Annotated in this window: 10 protein-coding genes; 6 read left to right on the top strand and 4 right to left on the bottom strand. The window is 65.0% G+C overall.

From position 1 onward, the window contains the following. The first annotated feature begins 10 nt into the window (after window positions 1-10). Entirely contained in the window at window positions 11-1183 is a 1173-nt protein-coding gene (locus tag AU198_RS11000) for a pyridoxal phosphate-dependent aminotransferase (RefSeq protein ID WP_064348107.1), read from the top strand. Between the two features lie 62 nt (window positions 1184-1245). Here the strand turns inward: AU198_RS11000 and AU198_RS10995 are convergent, their stop codons facing one another. Both AU198_RS10995 and AU198_RS10990 read right to left on the bottom strand, forming a co-directional pair. Then, window positions 1246-1686, bottom strand: coding sequence for an SRPBCC family protein (locus AU198_RS10995; RefSeq protein WP_064348106.1), 441 nt, complete (start codon window positions 1684-1686; stop codon window positions 1246-1248). Between the two features lie 55 nt (window positions 1687-1741). Then, a complete protein-coding gene (locus AU198_RS10990; RefSeq protein ID WP_064348105.1) occupies window positions 1742-2824 on the bottom strand; it encodes a CaiB/BaiF CoA transferase family protein in 1083 nt (360 codons plus the stop codon). Window positions 2825-2966: 142 nt separating this feature from the next. Between AU198_RS10990 and AU198_RS10985 the strand changes: the two genes are divergently transcribed. From AU198_RS10985 to AU198_RS10965, 5 genes are all read left to right on the top strand, one after another. Further along, the gene (locus tag AU198_RS10985) at window positions 2967-6140 is read left to right on the top strand and encodes an ATP-binding protein (RefSeq protein ID WP_064348226.1); all 3174 of its coding nucleotides are present in this window, start codon (window positions 2967-2969) and stop codon (window positions 6138-6140) included. Between the two features lie 8 nt (window positions 6141-6148). After that, the gene (locus tag AU198_RS10980; protein WP_064348104.1) at window positions 6149-9310 is read left to right on the top strand and encodes an AAA family ATPase; all 3162 of its coding nucleotides are present in this window, start codon (window positions 6149-6151) and stop codon (window positions 9308-9310) included. Between the two features lie 6 nt (window positions 9311-9316). Next, a complete protein-coding gene (locus tag AU198_RS10975) occupies window positions 9317-12571 on the top strand; it encodes an AAA family ATPase (RefSeq protein WP_082690956.1) in 3255 nt (1084 codons plus the stop codon). Window positions 12572-12646: 75 nt separating this feature from the next. After that, window positions 12647-13984, top strand: a complete 1338-nt coding sequence (locus AU198_RS10970; RefSeq protein WP_064348103.1) for a cytochrome P450 — start codon at window positions 12647-12649, stop codon at window positions 13982-13984. Window positions 13985-13988: 4 nt separating this feature from the next. Then, the gene (locus AU198_RS10965; RefSeq protein ID WP_064348102.1) at window positions 13989-15308 is read left to right on the top strand and encodes an acyltransferase; all 1320 of its coding nucleotides are present in this window, start codon (window positions 13989-13991) and stop codon (window positions 15306-15308) included. Window positions 15309-15320: 12 nt separating this feature from the next. Here the strand turns inward: AU198_RS10965 and AU198_RS10960 are convergent, their stop codons facing one another. Both AU198_RS10960 and AU198_RS10955 read right to left on the bottom strand, forming a co-directional pair. Then, window positions 15321-17903 carry an ABC transporter permease gene (locus AU198_RS10960; RefSeq protein WP_064348101.1) on the bottom strand — a complete coding sequence of 861 codons (2583 nt, stop codon included), beginning with the start codon at window positions 17901-17903 and terminating at the stop codon, window positions 15321-15323. Further along, window positions 17903-18544 (bottom strand): ABC transporter ATP-binding protein, encoded by a 642-nt coding sequence (locus AU198_RS10955; protein ID WP_286141453.1) that lies wholly within the window; start codon window positions 18542-18544, stop codon window positions 17903-17905. Before AU198_RS10955 ends, AU198_RS10960 begins: the two co-directional genes overlap by 1 nt. Between the last annotated feature and the right edge of the window lie 75 nt (window positions 18545-18619).

Here is an 18619-nt window from a genome sequence, read left to right as displayed (position 1 = left end):
CTCGACAACCGTGACAGTCAGACGGCTGCAGCCGTACGCGGTGACGATCTTCGCCGAGATGTCGGCGCTGGCTGCGCGCATCGGCGCGGTCAACCTCGGGCAGGGCTTTCCCGACGAGGACGGTCCGTCCGAGATGCTCAAGATCGCGGAGAAAGCGATCGCCGACGGCGCCAACCAATACCCGCCCGGCCTGGGTATCGCGCCGCTGCGGGAGGCCATCGCGGCCCAGCGCAAGCGCGCGTACGGAACCGAATACGACCCGGACACCGAGGTGCTGGTGACGGTCGGCGCGACCGAGGCGATCGCATCCGCCGTGCTCGGACTCGTGGAACCGGGTTCCGAGGTGCTGCTGATCGAGCCGTTCTACGACTCCTACTCCCCGGTCATCGCCATGGCGGGCTGCCAACGCCGCGCCGTTCCGATGATTCAGGACGGGCACAGCTTTCGTATCGATGTCGACGGGCTGCGAAAGGCCGTCACACCCAACACCAAAGCCCTGATCGTCAACTCGCCGCACAACCCCACCGGGATGGTGGCCGGCGACGACGAACTGCGCGCGCTGGCCGAACTGGCGGTCGAGGCCGATCTGCTCGTGATCACCGACGAGGTCTACGAGCATCTGGTCTTTGACGGCCGACGGCATCTGCCGCTGGCAAACTACCCCGACATGGCCGAGCGCACGATCACGATCTCGAGCGCGGCCAAGATGTTCAACGTCACCGGCTGGAAGATCGGGTGGGCATGTGGCCCAGCCGATCTCATCGCGGGTGTGCGCGCAGCCAAGCAGTATTTGTCCTACGTCGGCGGCGCACCGTTCCAGCCCGCGGTGGCGCATGCGCTCGACAACGAGGACGCGTGGGTCGCCGCGCTGCGGGAGTCGTTGCAGCGCAAGCGCGACCGATTGGGTGGAGCGCTGGCCGACCTCGGCTTCGAGGTGCACGAGAGCTTCGGCACCTACTTCCTGTGCGCCGATCCGCGTCCGCTCGGATTCAGCGACAGCGCCGCGTTCTGCGCCGACCTACCGCATCGTGCGGGTGTGGCGGCGATTCCGATGTCGGCGTTCTGCGATCCGGGCGCCGAACACACCGGTGCGTGGAACCACCTGGTGCGCTTCGCGTTCTGCAAACGCGACGACACTCTCGACGAGGCGATCCGTCGGCTTCAGGTGCTGCGCCGCCACTAACGGCGAATGTCGGGTTGTGTCACGCGGTGAGCCAAGAAGCGCGACATAACCCAACACTGGGCTCACGTGGCGGCGGCCATCACCCGGCGCCGCAGATTCTCGGTCGCGACGTCGAGCACCATCTTCTTGGCGCGGCGAAGAAGAAACTCCGGAATCGGCGCTGCCAGGTCGATGATGATGTCGAAGCGGACGCGGGTGCGGTCCTCGCCGATCGGGGTGAGGTTGTACTCCCCGTGCTGCCCGCGTTGCTGCATCGTCGCCTTGGCATCCCAAACCACCCAGTCGTCGCCCCAGTGGTATTCGAGGAACTCTTTGTCGGTGACGCCCATGATCTTGAACGTCGCCTTGACGTGATGCGGACGGCCGTCGGGATGTCGGTCGAGCACCTCGGCGTGCTTGTGCACGGGCGACCACGTGGGCACGGCGTCGATATCGGCGAGTGCGTCCATGATCGCGTCCTTGGGCGCCTCGAATACCACTTCCCTCGAAGCCTGCACAGCCATGCGGCAAATCGTAGCTAACTCGACTGCCTAGCGCATGGCCTTTTCTAGCAAATAACTATTGCCAGTCAATATCAACTAGGACAGTCGCGCCCTGCGGAGGCGCCGCGACAGGACCGGCAGGGGTTCGGGAGAACCGGGGCGCCGGGGCGGCTTGGTCGACCCCGTTGGCATGCACCAACGTTGACCGCGCACGCAAGTGGTCGCTGCGCGACGCCTCGGTCCATGTCAGTACCGGCGTGACGCACGCGTCGGTGCCCGAAAAGATGTCGGCCCATTCGTCGCGGGTCTTGCGCGCAAAGCGCTCGGCAAACAGCCTGCGCAATTCTGGGAACGCCTCTCTGTCCATCTGCGCAGGGAGCGCATCGGCATTCAGGCCGAGACCGGTCAACAGTTGCGCGTAGAACTGCGGTTCGATGGCGCCGACGGCCACGTACTTGCCGTCGGCGGTCTCGTAGGTGCGGTAGAACGGGGCGCTGCCGTCGAGCAGGAACGACTCGCGTTCGTCGCTCAGGGTGCCCATCGACTTCACAGTCCACATGTCCTGAACCAACATCGACACGCCGTCAACCATCGCCGCGTCGACCACCTGACCGCGGCCGGAGTGCTCCCGTTCGTACAACGCGGCCACGATGCCCAGCAGCACGAGCATCGAGCCGCCGCCAAAGTCGGCGACGAGGTTCAGCGGTACGACCGGCGGCCGGTCGCGGTATCCGATCGCCGACAGCGCACCGGTCTGCGACAGGTAGTTGATGTCGTGACCCGCGGTATGCGCGAGCGGGCCGCCCTGGCCCCAGCCCGTGATCCTCGCGAAGATCAGCCGCGGGTTGACCGCCGTACAGTCGTCGGGCCCGATGCCGAGCCGCTCGCAAGTGCCGGGTCGGAACGCGTCGATGAGCACGTCGGCCCTCGTGACGAGATCGAGCAGTGCAGCGGGGTCCTTCTTGATGTCCAGGTCGACGACACGCTTGCCGCGGTGCAGCAGATCGACGTCCTCCGGCGGCATCTGTAGGCCTCCGGGCCTGCGCACGCGGACCACGTCGGCGCCGAGATCGGCCAGCACCATTCCGGCGTGGGGTCCAGGGCCAATGCCGCCGAGTTCGATGACCCTCACCCCCACAAGAGGTCCCGCAACCGTCATGGCAGGTCAGGCTACTCGCGTACTCGATGGCAGCGAGGTCACTGTCCCATACGTCAATTTCGCCGCATCCGGGCGACGCGAGGTCATACGCTTTCCGAATCGGGCGGTGGAATCCCGCACCGCCCGGATCGGCGGTGTGGCATTGACGTCGGCAGCAGAGGTATGCCGGTCGTGCGGGGCGGTCCCACACGACGGTTCCCGCTTCTGCGCAGCGTGTGGGGTACGGCTATCGGCTGCGCCGGAGGCGGCGGAGTACAAGCAGGTGACGGTGCTTTTTGCCGATGTGGTGCGCTCGATGCACATTGCGGCTGCGCTCGACTTGGAGCGGTTGCGCGAGATCATGACTGAACTGGTCGAACGCGCCGCAGCGGCGGTGCAGCGCTACGGCGGCGGAGTCGTCGAGTACACCGGCGACGGGGTCATGGCAATCTTCGGCGCACCGATCGCGTTGGAGGATCACGCTTTTCGAGCATGTCTGGCGGCACTAGCAATTCAGCAGGAGACTAGTCGGCTGGCCGCCGACGTCCAGCACCGCGACGGCATCGATCTACGGCTGCGGGTGGGCCTCAACTCGGGTCAGGTAATCGCCGGTGACATTGGGTCGGGAACTCTGGGTTACGCCGCGACCGGCGAGCACGTCGGGATGGCACAACGGATGGAATCGGTCGCGCCGCCCGGTGGGGTGATGGTCTCGGAATCGACCGCCCGCCTGGTCGAAAACACCATGGTGCTGGCCGACCCGGAATATGTGCACATCAAAGGTTCCGAAGAATCTGTGCCCGCACGCCGGCTACTGGCCATCAGCCCGCGCAACGGTGTGCTCGGACGTCCGGAGGCGAGCCTGGTCGGTCGCAGATGGGAGATGGCCGCGCTCGAGGCGATGGTCGAGCGTGCAATCGGGGGCCGCGGCCGTGTGGTGGCCGTGGTCGGCACACCAGGCATCGGCAAAAGCCGAGTGGCCAGGGAGGTGGCGGCATCGTCAGCGCGACGAGGGCTTGCAGTGTTGTGGGTCTTCTGCGAGTCGCATACCAGCGACGTGCCTTTTCATGTGGTGGCACGCCTGTTGCGCGCCGGGACCGGCGTGGCCGACCTAGATGATGTTGATGCGGCCCGCAATCGTGCACACACGCAGTTTGCCGGCGCCGACCCACAGGATCTGTTGCTACTCGATGATCTGCTCGGCATCGCCGACCCGGACGCGCCGCTGCCCGCGATCGACCCTGACGCGCGCCGTCGCCGGTTGACCGCACTGATCAACACAGCATCGTTGGCACGCACCGAACCGACACTGCTAATCCTCGAAGACGTGCACTGGATCGACGAAGTCAGCGAGTCAATGATCGCCGAGCTCCTTGCAGTCATCCCACGCACACCCTCGGTCGTACTGATCACAGCCCGCCCCGAGTACGACGGCGCACTGACGCACGTGCACGGCGCCCAGACCATAGCGCTTGGCTCACTTGACTACTCGGACACCGCGACGCTCCTCAATGAGCTGCTGGGTCCGGATCCCACGGTCGCTGACCTGGTTCCGATCATCACCGCGCGCGCGGACGGTAACCCGTTCTTCGCCGAGGAAATGGTCCGCGAATTGGCCCAGCGCGGCGCACTCACCGGCCAGCACGGCCACTACGCCTGTCGCGCAGATGTCGCCGAGGTCGCGGTGCCGGCCACGGTGCAGGCAGCCATCGAAGCCCGGATCGACCGGCTGACGGCCAAAGCGAAGGAAACCCTGCATGCGGCGTCGGTGATCGGCGCGCGCTTCGACGCGGAACTACTGGATGCGCTGGGCATCGATGCGGTGCTCGAGGAACTCCTGGGCGTCGAGCTGATCGATCAGGTGCGGTTCACCCCCAGTGCTGAATACGCTTTCCGACATCCGCTCATCCACGCGGTGGCATACGAATCACAGCTCAAAACCGATCGCGCCCGATGGCACCAACGCCTCGCCACCGCGATCCAGCAACGTGCGTCGGGTTCGGTGGACGAAGATGCGGCGCTGATCGCCGAAAATTTGCAGGCCGCTGGTGAGCTGCACGCGGCATACGGCTGGCACATGCGTGCTGGTGCATGGTTCGCTAACCGCGATCTGGTCGCCGCGCGGCTCAGTTGGGAACGAGCGCGCCGGATCGCCGATACTCTGCCGGCCGACAACCCCGAGAGAATGGCGATGCGAATCGCCCCGCGAACCATGCTGTGTGCCACTGACTTACAGGCCCGAGAGGTTCAGGGAAGCCGGTGCCGCTTCGAAGAGCTGCGAAAGTTGTGTGACGCAGCCGGGGACAAGGTCTCGCTCGCCATCGGCATGAGCGGGCCTGCCACCGAGCTCTGCTACGCCGGGCGCCACCGTGAGGCCGCGCGACTGTCGTCTGAACAGGTGGCGCTGCTCGAGTCGATCGGTGATCCCGCCACGACGATGGGTCTGGCGCCCATTGCGTTCGTGAACTGGTTCGGCGTTGGTGAATTCTGGAAGGTCTTGCGATGGTCGCAGACGGTCGTTGACCTGGCGGCCGGTGACCCGGCCAGGGGTGCCGGATTCGGTGTGGGATCACCGCTGGCGATCGCGTTGGCATGGCGCGGCACTGCTCGGTGGTGGCTGGGCCGCCCCGGATGGCGTCAAGACCTCCACGACGCTGTCGCGATGGCAAGACGCAGCAACCCGGAAACCCTCTCGGGTGCCGTGTGCTGGACCTACAGTCACGCGATGCTGTACGGCGTGCTTCGGGCCGATGACTCCGTGCTGCGGGCAGGCGAGGAGGCGGTGCACAGCGCTCAAGGGGCGAGCAACGACCGCGCAATGGGCTTGGCCGGGTACACGTTGGCTGTCGCGCTGCTGAATCAGGATGCCGAGGCCGACCGCCGGCGCGGGCTGGAGTTGATGACGCAGACGCGCAACATATGGCTGCGCAGGCGCGCCCTTTTCCTCATCCCGGTCACAGACGTGTGGGACGCCCTGGAGACGGCCAGGCGCGGCGACCGCGATGCAGCCATACCGGTGATGCGCCGAGCCGTCAATGAGCTGCGCCAGGCAGAGCACCTCTTCTATGGCGCCTGGGCCACTAGCGTTCTGGCGCAGACGCTGCTGGAACGTGGCACCCAGGTTGATCTGACCGAGGCCCAATACGAGATCGATCGGTTGAGGGCCTTCTGGGAAGAAGACGGTTCGCCGATGCGGGAGATCACGCTACTACGGCTCTGTACGCTGCTGGCGCGAGCACGGGGTGACGACGACTATCGAGAGCTGTTGAGCCGTTATCGGACGATGGCCAAATCGCTTGGCTTCGAGGGACATATCGCCATGGCCGAAGCGATGTGAGAACCCCCATGACGACGGACGTGGCATGCAAGTCATGTGGGACCGAGCTTCGGCACAGCGCCAAGTTCTGCGATGAATGCGGCGCTCCCACTGCCCCGGCGACCGACACGGCCGAGTACAAACAGGTGACGGTGTTGTTCGCCGATGTGGTGCGCTCGATGCACATTGCGGCCGCGCTGGACTTGGAGCGGTTGCGCGAGATCATGACCGATCTGGTCGAACGCGCCGCAGCCGCGGTGCAGCGCTACGGCGGCGGAGTCGTCGAGTACACCGGCGACGGGGTCATGGCGATCTTCGGCGCACCAATCGCGTTGGAGGATCACGCGTTTCGCGCATGTCTGGCCGCACTGGCCATCCAAGAACAGGCCCAGCGACTGGCGGACGAGGTGCGAAGCCATGATGGTGTCGAGCTGCGATTGCGGGTGGGGCTGAACTCGGGTCAGGTCATCGCCGGCGACGCAGGACCTGCGAGCTTGGGCTACACCGCCACCGGCGAACACGTCGGGATGGCCCAGCGCATGGAATCCGTAGCACCGCCGGGTGGGGTGATGGTCTCGGAGTCGACCGCCCGCCTGGTCGAACACCTCGCCGTGCTGGCCGAACCGGAATGGGTACACATCAAAGGCGCTGACGAACCCGTGCGTGCACGCCAGCTGCTGAGCATCAGCCCGCGCAACGATGTGATCAGACGTCCCGAGGCGAGCCTGATCGGACGGGGCTGGGAGATGGCCGCGCTCGAAGCGATGGTGAATCGAGCGATCGGGGGCCGCGGCAGTGTCGTGTCCGTAGTCGGACCACCGGGCATCGGCAAAAGCCGAGTCGCCAGAGAGGTCGCCGCACAGGCGGCCGCTTTTGGACTCGAAGTGCTGTGGGCCTTCTGCGAGTCACACACCAGCGAAATTTCATTCAGTGTGGTGGCACGCCTGTTGCGCGCCGGGACCGGCGTGGCCGACCTAGATGATGATGCGGCCCGCAATCGTGCACACACGCAGTTTGCCGGCGCCGACCCACAGGATCTGTTGCTACTCGATGATCTGCTCGGAATCGCCGACCCGGACGCGCCGCTGCCCGCGATCGACCCCGACGCGCGCCGGCGCCGGTTGACCGCACTGATCAACACCGCGTCACTGGCACGCACCGAACCGACACTGCTAATCCTCGAAGACGTCCACTGGATCGACGAAGTCAGCGAGTCAATGATCGCCGAGCTCCTTGCAGTCATTCCCCGCACACCCTCGGTCGTGCTGCTCACCGCCCGCCCAGAGTACGCGGGCGCGCTGATGCATGTGCACGGCGCGCAAACCATAGCGCTTGCCTCACTTGACTACTCGGACACCGCGACGCTCCTCAATGAGCTGCTGGGTCCGGATCCCACGGTCGCTGACCTGGTTCCCATCATCGCCGAGCGGGCCACCGGCAACCCGTTCTTCGCCGAGGAGATGGTCCGCGAATTGGCCCAGCGTGGCGCACTCACCGGCGAACTCGGCGACTACGCCTGTCGAACGGATGTCGCCGAGGTTGCGGTGCCGGCCACGGTGCAGGCAGCCATCGAAGCCCGGATCGACCGGCTGACGGCCAAAGCGAAGGAAACCCTCCATGCGGCGTCGGTGATCGGCGCGCGCTTCGACGCCGACCTGCTCACCGCGCTGGACATCGATCCGGTTCTCGATGAATTACTCAGCGTCCAGTTGATCGATCAGGTGCGGTTCACTCCCAGCGCTGAGTACGCCTTTCGCCACCCGCTGATTCATGCGGTGGCCTACGAATCACAATTGAAAACCGATCGCGTGCAGTGGCACCGGCGCCTGGCCGCCGCCATCGAATCGTGTAGCCCGGAGGCAACCGAGCAGAACGCGGCACTGATCGCCGAACATCTGGAGGCCGCCGGCGAACTCGTTGCTGCATACGGCTGGCACATGCGCGCCGCCGCGTGGTCGGCCAACCGCGACATCCACGCCGCCCGGGTCAGCTGGGAGCGCGCCCGCCGCATTGCCGACCGGTTGCCCGACGTCGAGCCGGAGAAACTGTCAAAGCGCATCGCCCCCACCACGATGCTGTGTGCCACCGACTGGCAAGCCCGAGCAGTACAGGAGTGCCAGGGCCGCTTCGCACAGCTGCGGGAGATGTGCAGCGGGGCCGGGGACAAGGTTTCGCTCGCCATCGGCATGACGGGTCTGTCCACCGAGAGCGTGTACAGCGGGCGTTTGCGTGAGGGGTCGCGTCTGGCTTCCGAACAGATGGCACTGCTCGAGTCGATCGGCGATCCGGACCTGACCATTGGTCTGTCCGTCATGGCGTTGACGGTGTGGGGCGTTGCCGGTGAATACGACGAGGTCTTGCGGTGGTCGGAAACCGTCATCGACCTTGCCGCCGGTGGCTCCGTCAAGGGTGCCACCTTCGGTTTTGGTTCACCTCTGGCGGGTGCGCTGGCATGGCGGGCCGCGGCTCGGTGGTGGCTGGGCCTTCCCGGTTGGCGCGAAGACCACCGCGATGCCGTCGCGACGGCCCGGAACAGCGACCCAACGACCCTGGCGTGTGTCGTCGCGTGGACCTACGGTCTGGAGATACAGCATGGGGTGCTTCGATCCGAGGATGCCGCATTGCAAGCGAGTAACGAGGCAATGCGGGCAGCCGAGGGAACCAGCAACGATGTCGCACTCAGCATGGCCAAGTACACGCTGGGGGTCGCGCTGCTGACCCGGGATACCGCGGCTGATCACCACCGAGGATTGGAGCGAATGGTTCAAACCCGGGACATGTGGCGCCAATCCGTTCCCTTCCTCGTTCCGGTCACCGAGCTGTGGAGCGCCCTGGAAATGGCAAGGTACAGCGAGCTTGACGCTGCAATCGCAGCCATGCGCCAAGCAGTCAATGAGCTGCTCCCTTCGGGCTCTTCCTATGGCGTATGGAGCACCCGCGTACTGGTGGAGACGCTGTTAGAGCGTGGCGCCGAGGGTGATTCGGCCGAAGCCGAGAAAGCTACCGAGCGAATGGCTGAGCTGTGGTCCGATCGCGGCTCGGCGATGGTCGAGATCACGCTGGTGCGGCTGCGGACCTTGCTAGCACGCGCCCGGGGTGACGACGGCTATCGAGAGCTGTTGAGCCGTTATCGGACGATGGCCAAATCGCTTGGCTTCGAGGGACATATCGCCATGGCCGAAGCGATGTGAGAACCCATGACGACGGACGTGGCATGCAAGTCATGCGGGACCGAACTCCGGCACAGCGCCAAGTTCTGCGATGAATGCGGCGCTCCCACTGCCCCGGCGACCGACACGGCCGAATACAAACAGGTGACGGTGTTGTTCGCCGATGTGGTGCGTTCGATGGTCATCGCGGCCACCGTTGACTTGGAACGATATCGCGGGATCATGTCGGAGCTTGCAGAGCGCTCGGCGACGGTGGTGCGCCGCTACGGTGGGATTGTCGAGTACACCGGCGACGGGGTGATGGCGATCTTCGGCGCCCCGATCGCATTGGAGGATCACGCATTCCGCGCATGCCTGGCCGCACTGGTTATCCAGGACGAAGCCAGGCGACTGGCTGACGAGGTGCGGAACCGCGACGGTGTCGATCTGCGCGTACGGATAGGACTGAATTCAGGTGAGGTGATCGCCGGTGACATCGGATCGGGAACTTTGGGATATGCCGCGACCGGTGAACATGTCGGGCTGGCCCAGCGCATGGAATCGGTGGCGCCCCCGGGCGGGGTGATGCTTTCCGAGTCGACCGCCCGGCTGGTCGAACACACGACGGTGCTGGCCGATCCCGAGTACGTGCACATCAAAGGCGCTGACGAACCCGTGCGCGCACGGCTGCTGCTGGCGATCCACCCGCGGGACGGAGCTGTCGCGCGCGCCGAGGCCAGACTCGTCGGGCGGGATTGGGAACTTGCCGCTCTCGCCGCCCTCATGGAACGCGCGATCGCCGGCCGCGGCGTTGTGGCGTCTGTTGTTGGTCCGCCGGGCATCGGCAAGAGCCGGCTGGCCCGGGAGATGGCGGCGCTGGCCGCCGCCCGCAGGCTCGAAGTGCTGTGGGCCTTCTGCGAGTCACACACCAGCGACGTGCCCTTCCATGTGGCGGCCCACCTATTGCGCGCAGAGATGGGGGTCACCGACCTCACAGGTGATGCCGCCAGAAGCCAGGTACGGACGCAATTTCCGGGTGCCGACCCGCAAGATCTGCTACTGCTCGATGACCTGCTCGGCATCGCCGACCCGGACGTGCAACCGCCCCAGATCGATCCGGACGCGCGTCGGCGCCGACTGACCGCACTGATCAACACCGCGTCACTGACGCGGACCGAACCGACACTGCTCGTCCTCGAGGACGTGCACTGGATCGACGACGTCAGCGAATCGCTGATCGCCGATCTCCTCGCGGTCATCCCGCGCACACCGTCGGTCGTGCTGATCACCGCACGCCCCGAGTACGACGGCGCGCTGATGCATGTGCACGGCGCGCAGACTGTAGCGCTTGGCTCATTGAGAGATTCGGATAGCGCGGCCCTGATCAACGAGCTGCTGGGCTCGGATCCCTCGGTCGTCGACCTGGTCCCGATCATCGCCGAGCGCGCGGAGGGCAACCCGTTCTTCGCCGAGGAGATGGTCCGCGAATTGGCGCAGAGGGGCGCGCTGAGCGGAGAGTTCGGCGACTACTCCTGTCACACGGATATCGACGAGGTCGCGGTGCCTGCCACGGTGCAGGCGGCTATCGAAGCGCGCATCGACCGGCTGACGGTCGGAGCGAAGGAAACCCTCCATGCGGCGTCGGTGATCGGCGTCCGCTTTGACGCCGACCTGCTCGCCGCGTTGGACATCGATGCGGTGCTCGACGAACTCCTCAAGGTCGACCTCATCGATCAGGTGCGGTTCACCCCGAGCGCCGAGTACGCCTTCCGCCATCCGCTGATTCACGCGGTGGCCTACGAATCACAGCTGAAAACCAATCGGGCGCAATGGCACCGGCGCTTGGCAACGATCTTCGAATCCTGGAACCCGGAAGCAACCGAGCAGAACGCTGCCCTGATCGCCGAACACCTGGAAGCCGCCGGCGAGGTCCATGCCGCATACGCCTGGCACATGCGCGCTGCCGCATGGTCAGCCAACCGCGACATCCACGCCGCCCGAGTCAGCTGGGAGCGGGCCCGCCGCATCGCCGACCGTTTACCCGACGAAGAACCCGAGAAACTGTCGAAACGCATCGCCCCCACCACAATGCTGTGTGCCACCGATTGGCAAGCCCGAGCGGTGGATGAGAGCCGCGGCCGCTTCGCGGAGCTGCGGGAGATGTGCGACGCGGCCGGAGACAAAGTGTCGCTCGCCATCGCCATGACCGGACTGGAAAGTGAACTGCTGTACGCCGGGCGCCCTGACGAAGGGTCGCGACTGGCGTCTGAACAGATGGCGCTGCTCGAGTCGATCGGCGATCCCACATTGACCATCGGGTTGTCATTCGTAGCGTTCGTCAACTGGTTCAACGTCGCCAAGTTCGGCGAGATCTTGCGGTGGTCGGAAACCGTCATCAACCTGGCTGCCGGGGACCCCACCAAAGGCGCCGCCTTTGGTTTGGGATCACCGCTGGCGATTGCGGTGGCATTTCGCGGTCTGAGCCGGTGGTGGCTGGGCCATGCCGGATGGCGGCAGGACTTGGACGACGCCCTCGCGATGGGCCGAAACAGCGACCCAGCAACTTTCGGCTTCGTGGTCGCCTGGACTTTCGCTGTGGCGATACCCTACGGCGTCCTCCTAGCCGATGAGTCCGCGAGGCGAGCGGTCGAGGAAACGGTGCAGATCGCCGAGGCATCCGGCAACGATCGCGCACTGGTCGGAGCCGAGTTCAATCTAGGCGTCGCGCTGCTGTATCAGGACGACGCGACCGACCGTCATCGCGGATTGGCAATGCTGACGCACGCCCGCGATGTGTGGCTGCCCCGTCGCGCGCCCTCGCTGGTCCCGGTCGCCGAGGTATTGGCTGCCCGTGAAAGGGCCAGGCGTGGCGATTGCGATGCCGCCATTCCGATGATCCGGCAAGCCGCAGACGAGCTGCGCCACGCAGGACGATTCGGGTGGGACGTCCTCGGGACCAGCTTCCTAGTGGAGGCGCTGGTCGAGCGTGGCGCCGAAGGCGATTTGGCCGAAGCCCAACGTGCGATAAACCGATTGGCTGACCGGCAGGCCGACGACGATTCGGCAATGATTGCCATCACCCTGTTGCGGTTGCGGGCTCTGCTGTCGCGTGCCCACGGCAATGAAGCTGTATACCGGGATTTGGTGAATCGCTATCGGGGGCTTGCGGAATCGCTTGGCTTCGAAGGACACCTCGCCTGGGCCGACGAGATGGATGCCGCGGAATCGGTCGGCAACAAAGCGGTGACAGATCCGGTTTCCGGGCTAAGTAGTACCACTTCGGCCAGGGGCACAGTGCAGTAGTGCACTACTGCGACCGTTTCATCCCACACGAGCGACGCTGCCCTTGACGATAGCTTCATCGAACCAGGGGGCCGCATGACCGACCTCGCCATGGCCGACCCGATCGGAACGGCGGCGCCGGACCGGTTGAAACCACCGCAGGTCCGCTCACCAAAACTCCTGCAGGGCCTTGAATTCGCTGTGTTCCGGCGCAAGGCAATGCGCAAGTGGATCAGACAACACGGACGCCTGTTCGAATTGAACGTCCCATTCTTTGGTCGGTCCGTCGTCGTGTCAGACCCGGCTCTGGTGCGGTCGGTGTGCACTGCGAGTGCCGATCGACTGGTCAACGTGCAGCCGAATCTGAGTAATCTGTTTGGACCCGGGTCGATATTTGCACTCGACGGCAGTCGGCATCGCGAACGCCGCCGGCTTCTCGCACCGGCTTTCCACGGTAAGAGCCTCAAGAGCTACGAGAAGGTCATCGAGGACGAAACACTGCGTGAGATCGCGACGTGGCCTGGGGGCAAGGAAATCCGGACCCTCGAACCGATGAACAGGATCACCTTGAACGTGATCTTGCGGACCCTCTTCGGCACTGATGGGGCGGGACTCGACGAACTTCGTGACATCGTTCCGCCCTTCATGAAACTAGGGCAACGGGTGGCATTCGTGCCGGCACCGCGATTTCGGACTGGACGCCACACTCCGTGGGGCAAGCTCGATGAATTGCACAAAGCATTCGACCGGATCGTATTCACGCTGATCGAGGAAGCCGAGGCCGATCCGGGTCTCGGCGAGCGGGCGGACGCCCTGGCGTTGTTGCTGCGCAGCATGCGCGATGATGGAACCGCGATGCCGCGGCAGGATATCTGCGACGAACTGTTGGCCTTCATCGGCGCGGGCCACGAAACGACCGCGTCAGCGCTGAGTTGGACATTCGAGCGGTTGCGGCGCCATCCGATCGTGCTGGCTGATCTTGTGAAAGAAGTCGACGAGGGGGGCAGCGCTTTTCGTCGGGCCACGATTCTCGAATTGTTGCGAGTCCGCACTGTGCTCGATGTGATCGGTCGCCGGGTCAGTGCGCCGAACTTCGATCTCGGTGAGTGGCGGATTCCTCTTGGTCGCACGGTGCTCGTGCGCATTGCCGACCTGCACATGAATCCGGACGTCTTTTCGGACGCCGAGCGTTTCGACCCGTATCGCTTCGGTGGCGCCAGGCCGGCGGCACCCGAATGGCTGGCATTTGGTGGTGGCGCACGCCGGTGCATCGGCGCGGATTTCGCGATCACCGAAATGGACATCGTGCTGCGGACGGTGCTGCAACACTTCCAGATACAGACCGACGCCTCCGCCGATGAGAAGTCGTATTTCCGTGGAGTCGCCCATGTTCCCAGGCGCGGCGGCCGCGTGGTTGTGAACCGTCGAACGTAGACCGGTGTCGACACAGTTGATCAAACCAACGTACGTACAGCGGTTCGAGATCCGCTGCAATGTCGGCGACGCCATTGTGGCGAACCTGGCTATCCATATCGTCTTCTTCTTTGAGCGGGCTCTCGACACCACTGCGCTCACCCGTGCACTTGCGCAAGCGCTCACGAGCTATCCGCTCTTCGCAGGGCGGCTCGCCCTGATCGACGGTCGGATGGGAATTCGATGTTCGGGGCAGGGTGTGCCCGTCACCTCTGTGTCATCTGACCGCACGCTGCGTCAGGCGATCGGTTCGGTGTCAGCAGACAACGGACGGTGGCTCATCGACCCGGTGAACGGCGTTACGGCTCGCTGGGGGTGGGGTCCGCTTTGCAGGGTGCGTGTCACCCACCTTGCGGACGATGCGACTGCGATCGGTCTCTCGTGGCATCACGCCATCGGCGACATGCAGACGCTGATGCACTTCATGAATGCCTGGGCCGCCACCGCCGCCGACAAACCCCTCGCTGAGCCGTTGATCGTAGAAGACCGCGCTGCCTACCTCGACGAGCATCTGCCTGCCGATGGCGCTCGGGAGCCCGGGGTGCGTTGTCTCGGGGTGGCAGAAATAGCGCGTAGTGCGCGGTACCTGGCCAGGGAGGCGCGAAAGCAACGGACTGTGGGCTTCTACTTCGGAGAAGACGAGGTCGTACGCATGCGCGACGAATATGGGGAATGCATGCGACTGTCAGCGAACGACGTTGTGTGCGCACATATCTCGGCAGCTCTCATGATGGCGGATCCCGCGGTGGATCGCCGCACTCTGGCGGTCGTCGTGAATGCACGGCATCGTTGCGGCCTCGATCCCATGCTCCTCGGTAATATCGTCACGACGCTGAACGTGGACTTACGACGTGAAGAGGCCGCACGTTCAATTGCCGAGCGCATCCGCCACAGCGTGGACCACTTCGCCGACGAACACTGCGATATGCGCATCAACCAACAGTTCCTGGATGCCGCCAACGCATGGCAGGCCGCTCGTTGTGTCACCAATGCCTTCAATCCGGCCCGGTGGAACCCACTCATCACGAACCTGAGCAACTTCGGCGTTTATCGCATCCAGTTCGAAGACACCTTCACGTCCTATTGCACGTTGTTGATGGAACTACCCGTTGCGGGACTCGGCGCCATCATGGAAGGGATCGACGGCCGCGGACTGGTCTTTCAGATGAGCTTGCCGCCCAGAGAGTTTCAGGCAATGTCAAGCCCCCTGATTCGGGCATACATGCACCGGTTCCGGCGGATCTGCGACGACATTCCACGATTGCACCGCGAAGTCCACGGCTAGCGCCTGGCGCGGTCAACTGCTTCGCAACACCTCGACCGTCTCCAGCCGCCGCGCATGGATGACGGGATACACCGCCGCCGCCATGACGAGAAGAAACACTGCTGCTACCCCGGTCCCCGACGCCAGTGGCGGCAGGCCCCATTCGATCTTGATGCCGTAGTACACCGGTGAGCCCAGCGACCACAGATACGTCAGGACCGCTCCCCCGAGGACGGCGAGCCCGGCGACCAGTACGCCGAGCAGGCCGGCGTTGGCGATGATCACGGTCTGTTCCTGGCCGGCGGTCATTCCGATCGCGCGCAACGCAGCTCGCTCACGCTTGCGCTGAACGAGTCCCAACACGAACACGTTCAACAAACTCAAGCCGGCGGCACCCATCACGACGTATCCCGAGATCGTGAAGGGCTTCAGGAATCGGGTGAGACCGGCTGTGGCTTCCGAGCGCCACTTCTGATTGTCGTACACCTGCAATCCGGCGCCGACGTCGACCACATCGGCGCGGTGAGCGGTTGCGGCGGCGGCGGACGGATAGTTCACCGCGATCTGATCGCGCACGGCTGCCCAATCCGTACGAGCCACGCTGTCAGAGACCAGCACGATGTCGCCCACCGCGGCGTCGTTCACCATGCGTGGCTGAAAAGTCCCGGCGACCCGGAATTGTTTCGGCCCCGCGACGGTCGGCAACTCGACAATGCTGCCAGCTACGGCACCGAGCCGGCCGGCCGCAATCTGACTCAGCCCGATCTCCCCGTCGCGTAGAGCCGACCAGAAGTCATCACCCGTCGGCTGATACAGCGCCCTGCTGTACCAATCACCTGGGGTGACGCCGATGACCAGCCGTGACAGTGTCCCTGACGAGATCGTCGATCGCCAACGCGATGTCACACTTCGCCCGTCGGCGGCGAGAGTCACCCGGTCGAAGGTTGCGTCAGCGATCTGACTGTCCCGCTGATCGAGCACCGATTGGGCAGCGATCAACAAGGCCGTGGGCAGTCGGTCGGCCTTTTCTTCTGCTAACTGCGTGGTTCCGAGCAGTTGCATGCTGTGTGAGCTGATGGCCGAACTGGCGCCCTGCGCAAGGAGCGCGGCCGACAGTGCGAACAATACGGCGTATCGCCGCATGTCGGCTCCCAGCAGCCGCCCGCCAACGGGATGTGCGCTCGAAAGCAGTGGAATCATCAGCCCTGCGCCACGCGGAGCCGCCCATGCTGTCAACAACACCACCCCCCACAAGCCGATCGTCATGCCGTAGATGCCCGCGTTGAGCGGCAGTGATCCGCGCTCGAAGATCGTCAACACGACGATGGCGGTCGCCAGCGAGCACACCCCGGCGATCAGCAGCCACCTGGGGACCGTCCGGGCGCGCTGCGCCCCACCGACACTCGCCATCGACGCCAACGGTCCCTCGCGAACCAATTTGAGGGCCGGTCCGGTCATCGCCAGGATGCCCGAGACCGTCCCGGCGAGGGCACCGATCCCAATCATGCTGGGGCTGAAGTGCGCAGCGATCGTGCCACCGGAACCGGCCAGCATGGACCGCCCGAAGCGGTTCACAAGATATGTCCCCAGCAGGAAACCCGGCGCAACGCCGACCAGTCCCCCGAGGAAACCCACCACGGCGCCCTCGCCCAACATCCTCCCGAACAACCCGAGCGGCTTGGCGCCGATGGCGCCGATGGTCCCCATCACCGCCCGCCGGTCCTCGACGGCCAGCAGAATGGTGTTCACCGAAATGAGCAGGCCGATCAGGATTCCGGCGAACGCGGTCAGGTTGAAGGTCTGCGTGGCGTTCTCAAAAACGGCGGGGAGGTGGGGCCGCGGCGGACCAGCCGTGGCGATGCCGGCGATCACGTGGTCGACCGCGGTGATGATCTGTGATCTCTCGATGCCCGGCCTCGGTAGGACGAAAGCGGCCGTGGCGTATCCGGGCGAGCCGAGCAGGTGCGCGGCAATCTCCTCCGACGGCGCGAACAGCACGTAGCCGTCGTTGATGCCCTCGACCCGGTCGAACTCCGGAAACGTCGAGGCGAGGTGCGCGGACCCCGGGGGCAGACCCGGGATGCGCAACTCATCACCGAGCTGTAAACCATGCCGCTCGGCGATAACCGTCGGAATTTGCAACGGCACCCCTGGGCCGTCTGTGGTGGTGGTATCACGGGCCCGCTGCTCGCAATTGAATGAGCCGACCAACAGCTCGATCTGACACGACCCACCGAGCAGAAAGAACCCTTGGGGTGATGTTTCGGGCGGGCGAAGCTGGGTGGCGATGTCCACGGGTGTCAAGCCCGCGACCACCGGGACGACCGCCTCCGCACCTGCCACCTCCGAGCGCAGCCGGCTGACCGTCTCGATCGGCAAGCGCCCGTTCACCTTCGGCGTGATTTCGACCACCTCGACGCCGGCGGCATGAGTGAGCGACGGGCCGAATGCCTCGAATGGGCGCAGGAGTTCCGATTTGAGCATCAGGACGGCGAGAACCACCGTCACTCCGAGCGCGACACCGATCACGCTCAACACCGTCCGGCGCCAGTCGGCTATCAACGCGGCGAGGTGAATCCGCCGAAACGACACCCACGCAGCGCCCAGCCGACGCATCACCCGTTCCCGTCGGACGCGGTGTCGGCGGCGTAGGCGCAGCCGTCGACAAGGTGTAGCTCGCGGGAGCCGTAGCATGCCGCTGACTGGTCGTGTGTCACCATCACGACGGCCGCACCATCTTCGTCCGCCAGGGAGCGCATGAGTTCCAAGACCTCGGTTGACGAGTGGCGATCCAGGTTTCCCGTCGGCTCGTCGGCGAGGATGATGGACGGCCGGGCCACCAAGGCGCGCGCCACGGCCACGCGTTGCATCTGCCCACCCGACAATTCCGTCGGAAGATGCCCGGCCCGGTCGCCGAGTCCAACCCTGTGCAGTAGCTCCTCTGCGCGGGCGTCTGCGGCGCGGGTCGCCATGCCGTCTATCACCAGCGGCAAGGACACGTTCTGAACCGCGGTGAGCATCGGCACGAGGTTGAAGAACTGGAAGACGAATCCGAGGTTGCGCCGCCTGAAGGCGGCGCGCGCACCACTCCTTATCTTCCAGAGATCTTCCCCGGCCACGGCCACCGTGCCGCTGTCGGGCCTGTCCAGACCACCGGCGACGTGCAGGAGGGTCGACTTACCAGACCCAGATGGTCCGGTCACCACGACGAATTCGCCTGCAGCCAAGGACAAGTCGATACCACGCAGCGCGTGCACCCACTCGCCACCCCTACGGTGAGTCTTGGTGACGCCCTGCAGCTTCAGTACCGGCGCAAACGGGTCGTCGCAAAA

This window comes from Mycobacterium sp. GA-1199, from assembly GCF_001500045.1.
Taxonomy (GTDB): domain Bacteria; phylum Actinomycetota; class Actinomycetes; order Mycobacteriales; family Mycobacteriaceae; genus Mycobacterium.
The sequence above is the reverse complement of the archived record's forward strand: the minus strand, read 5'-3'. Positions and strand labels throughout refer to the sequence as shown.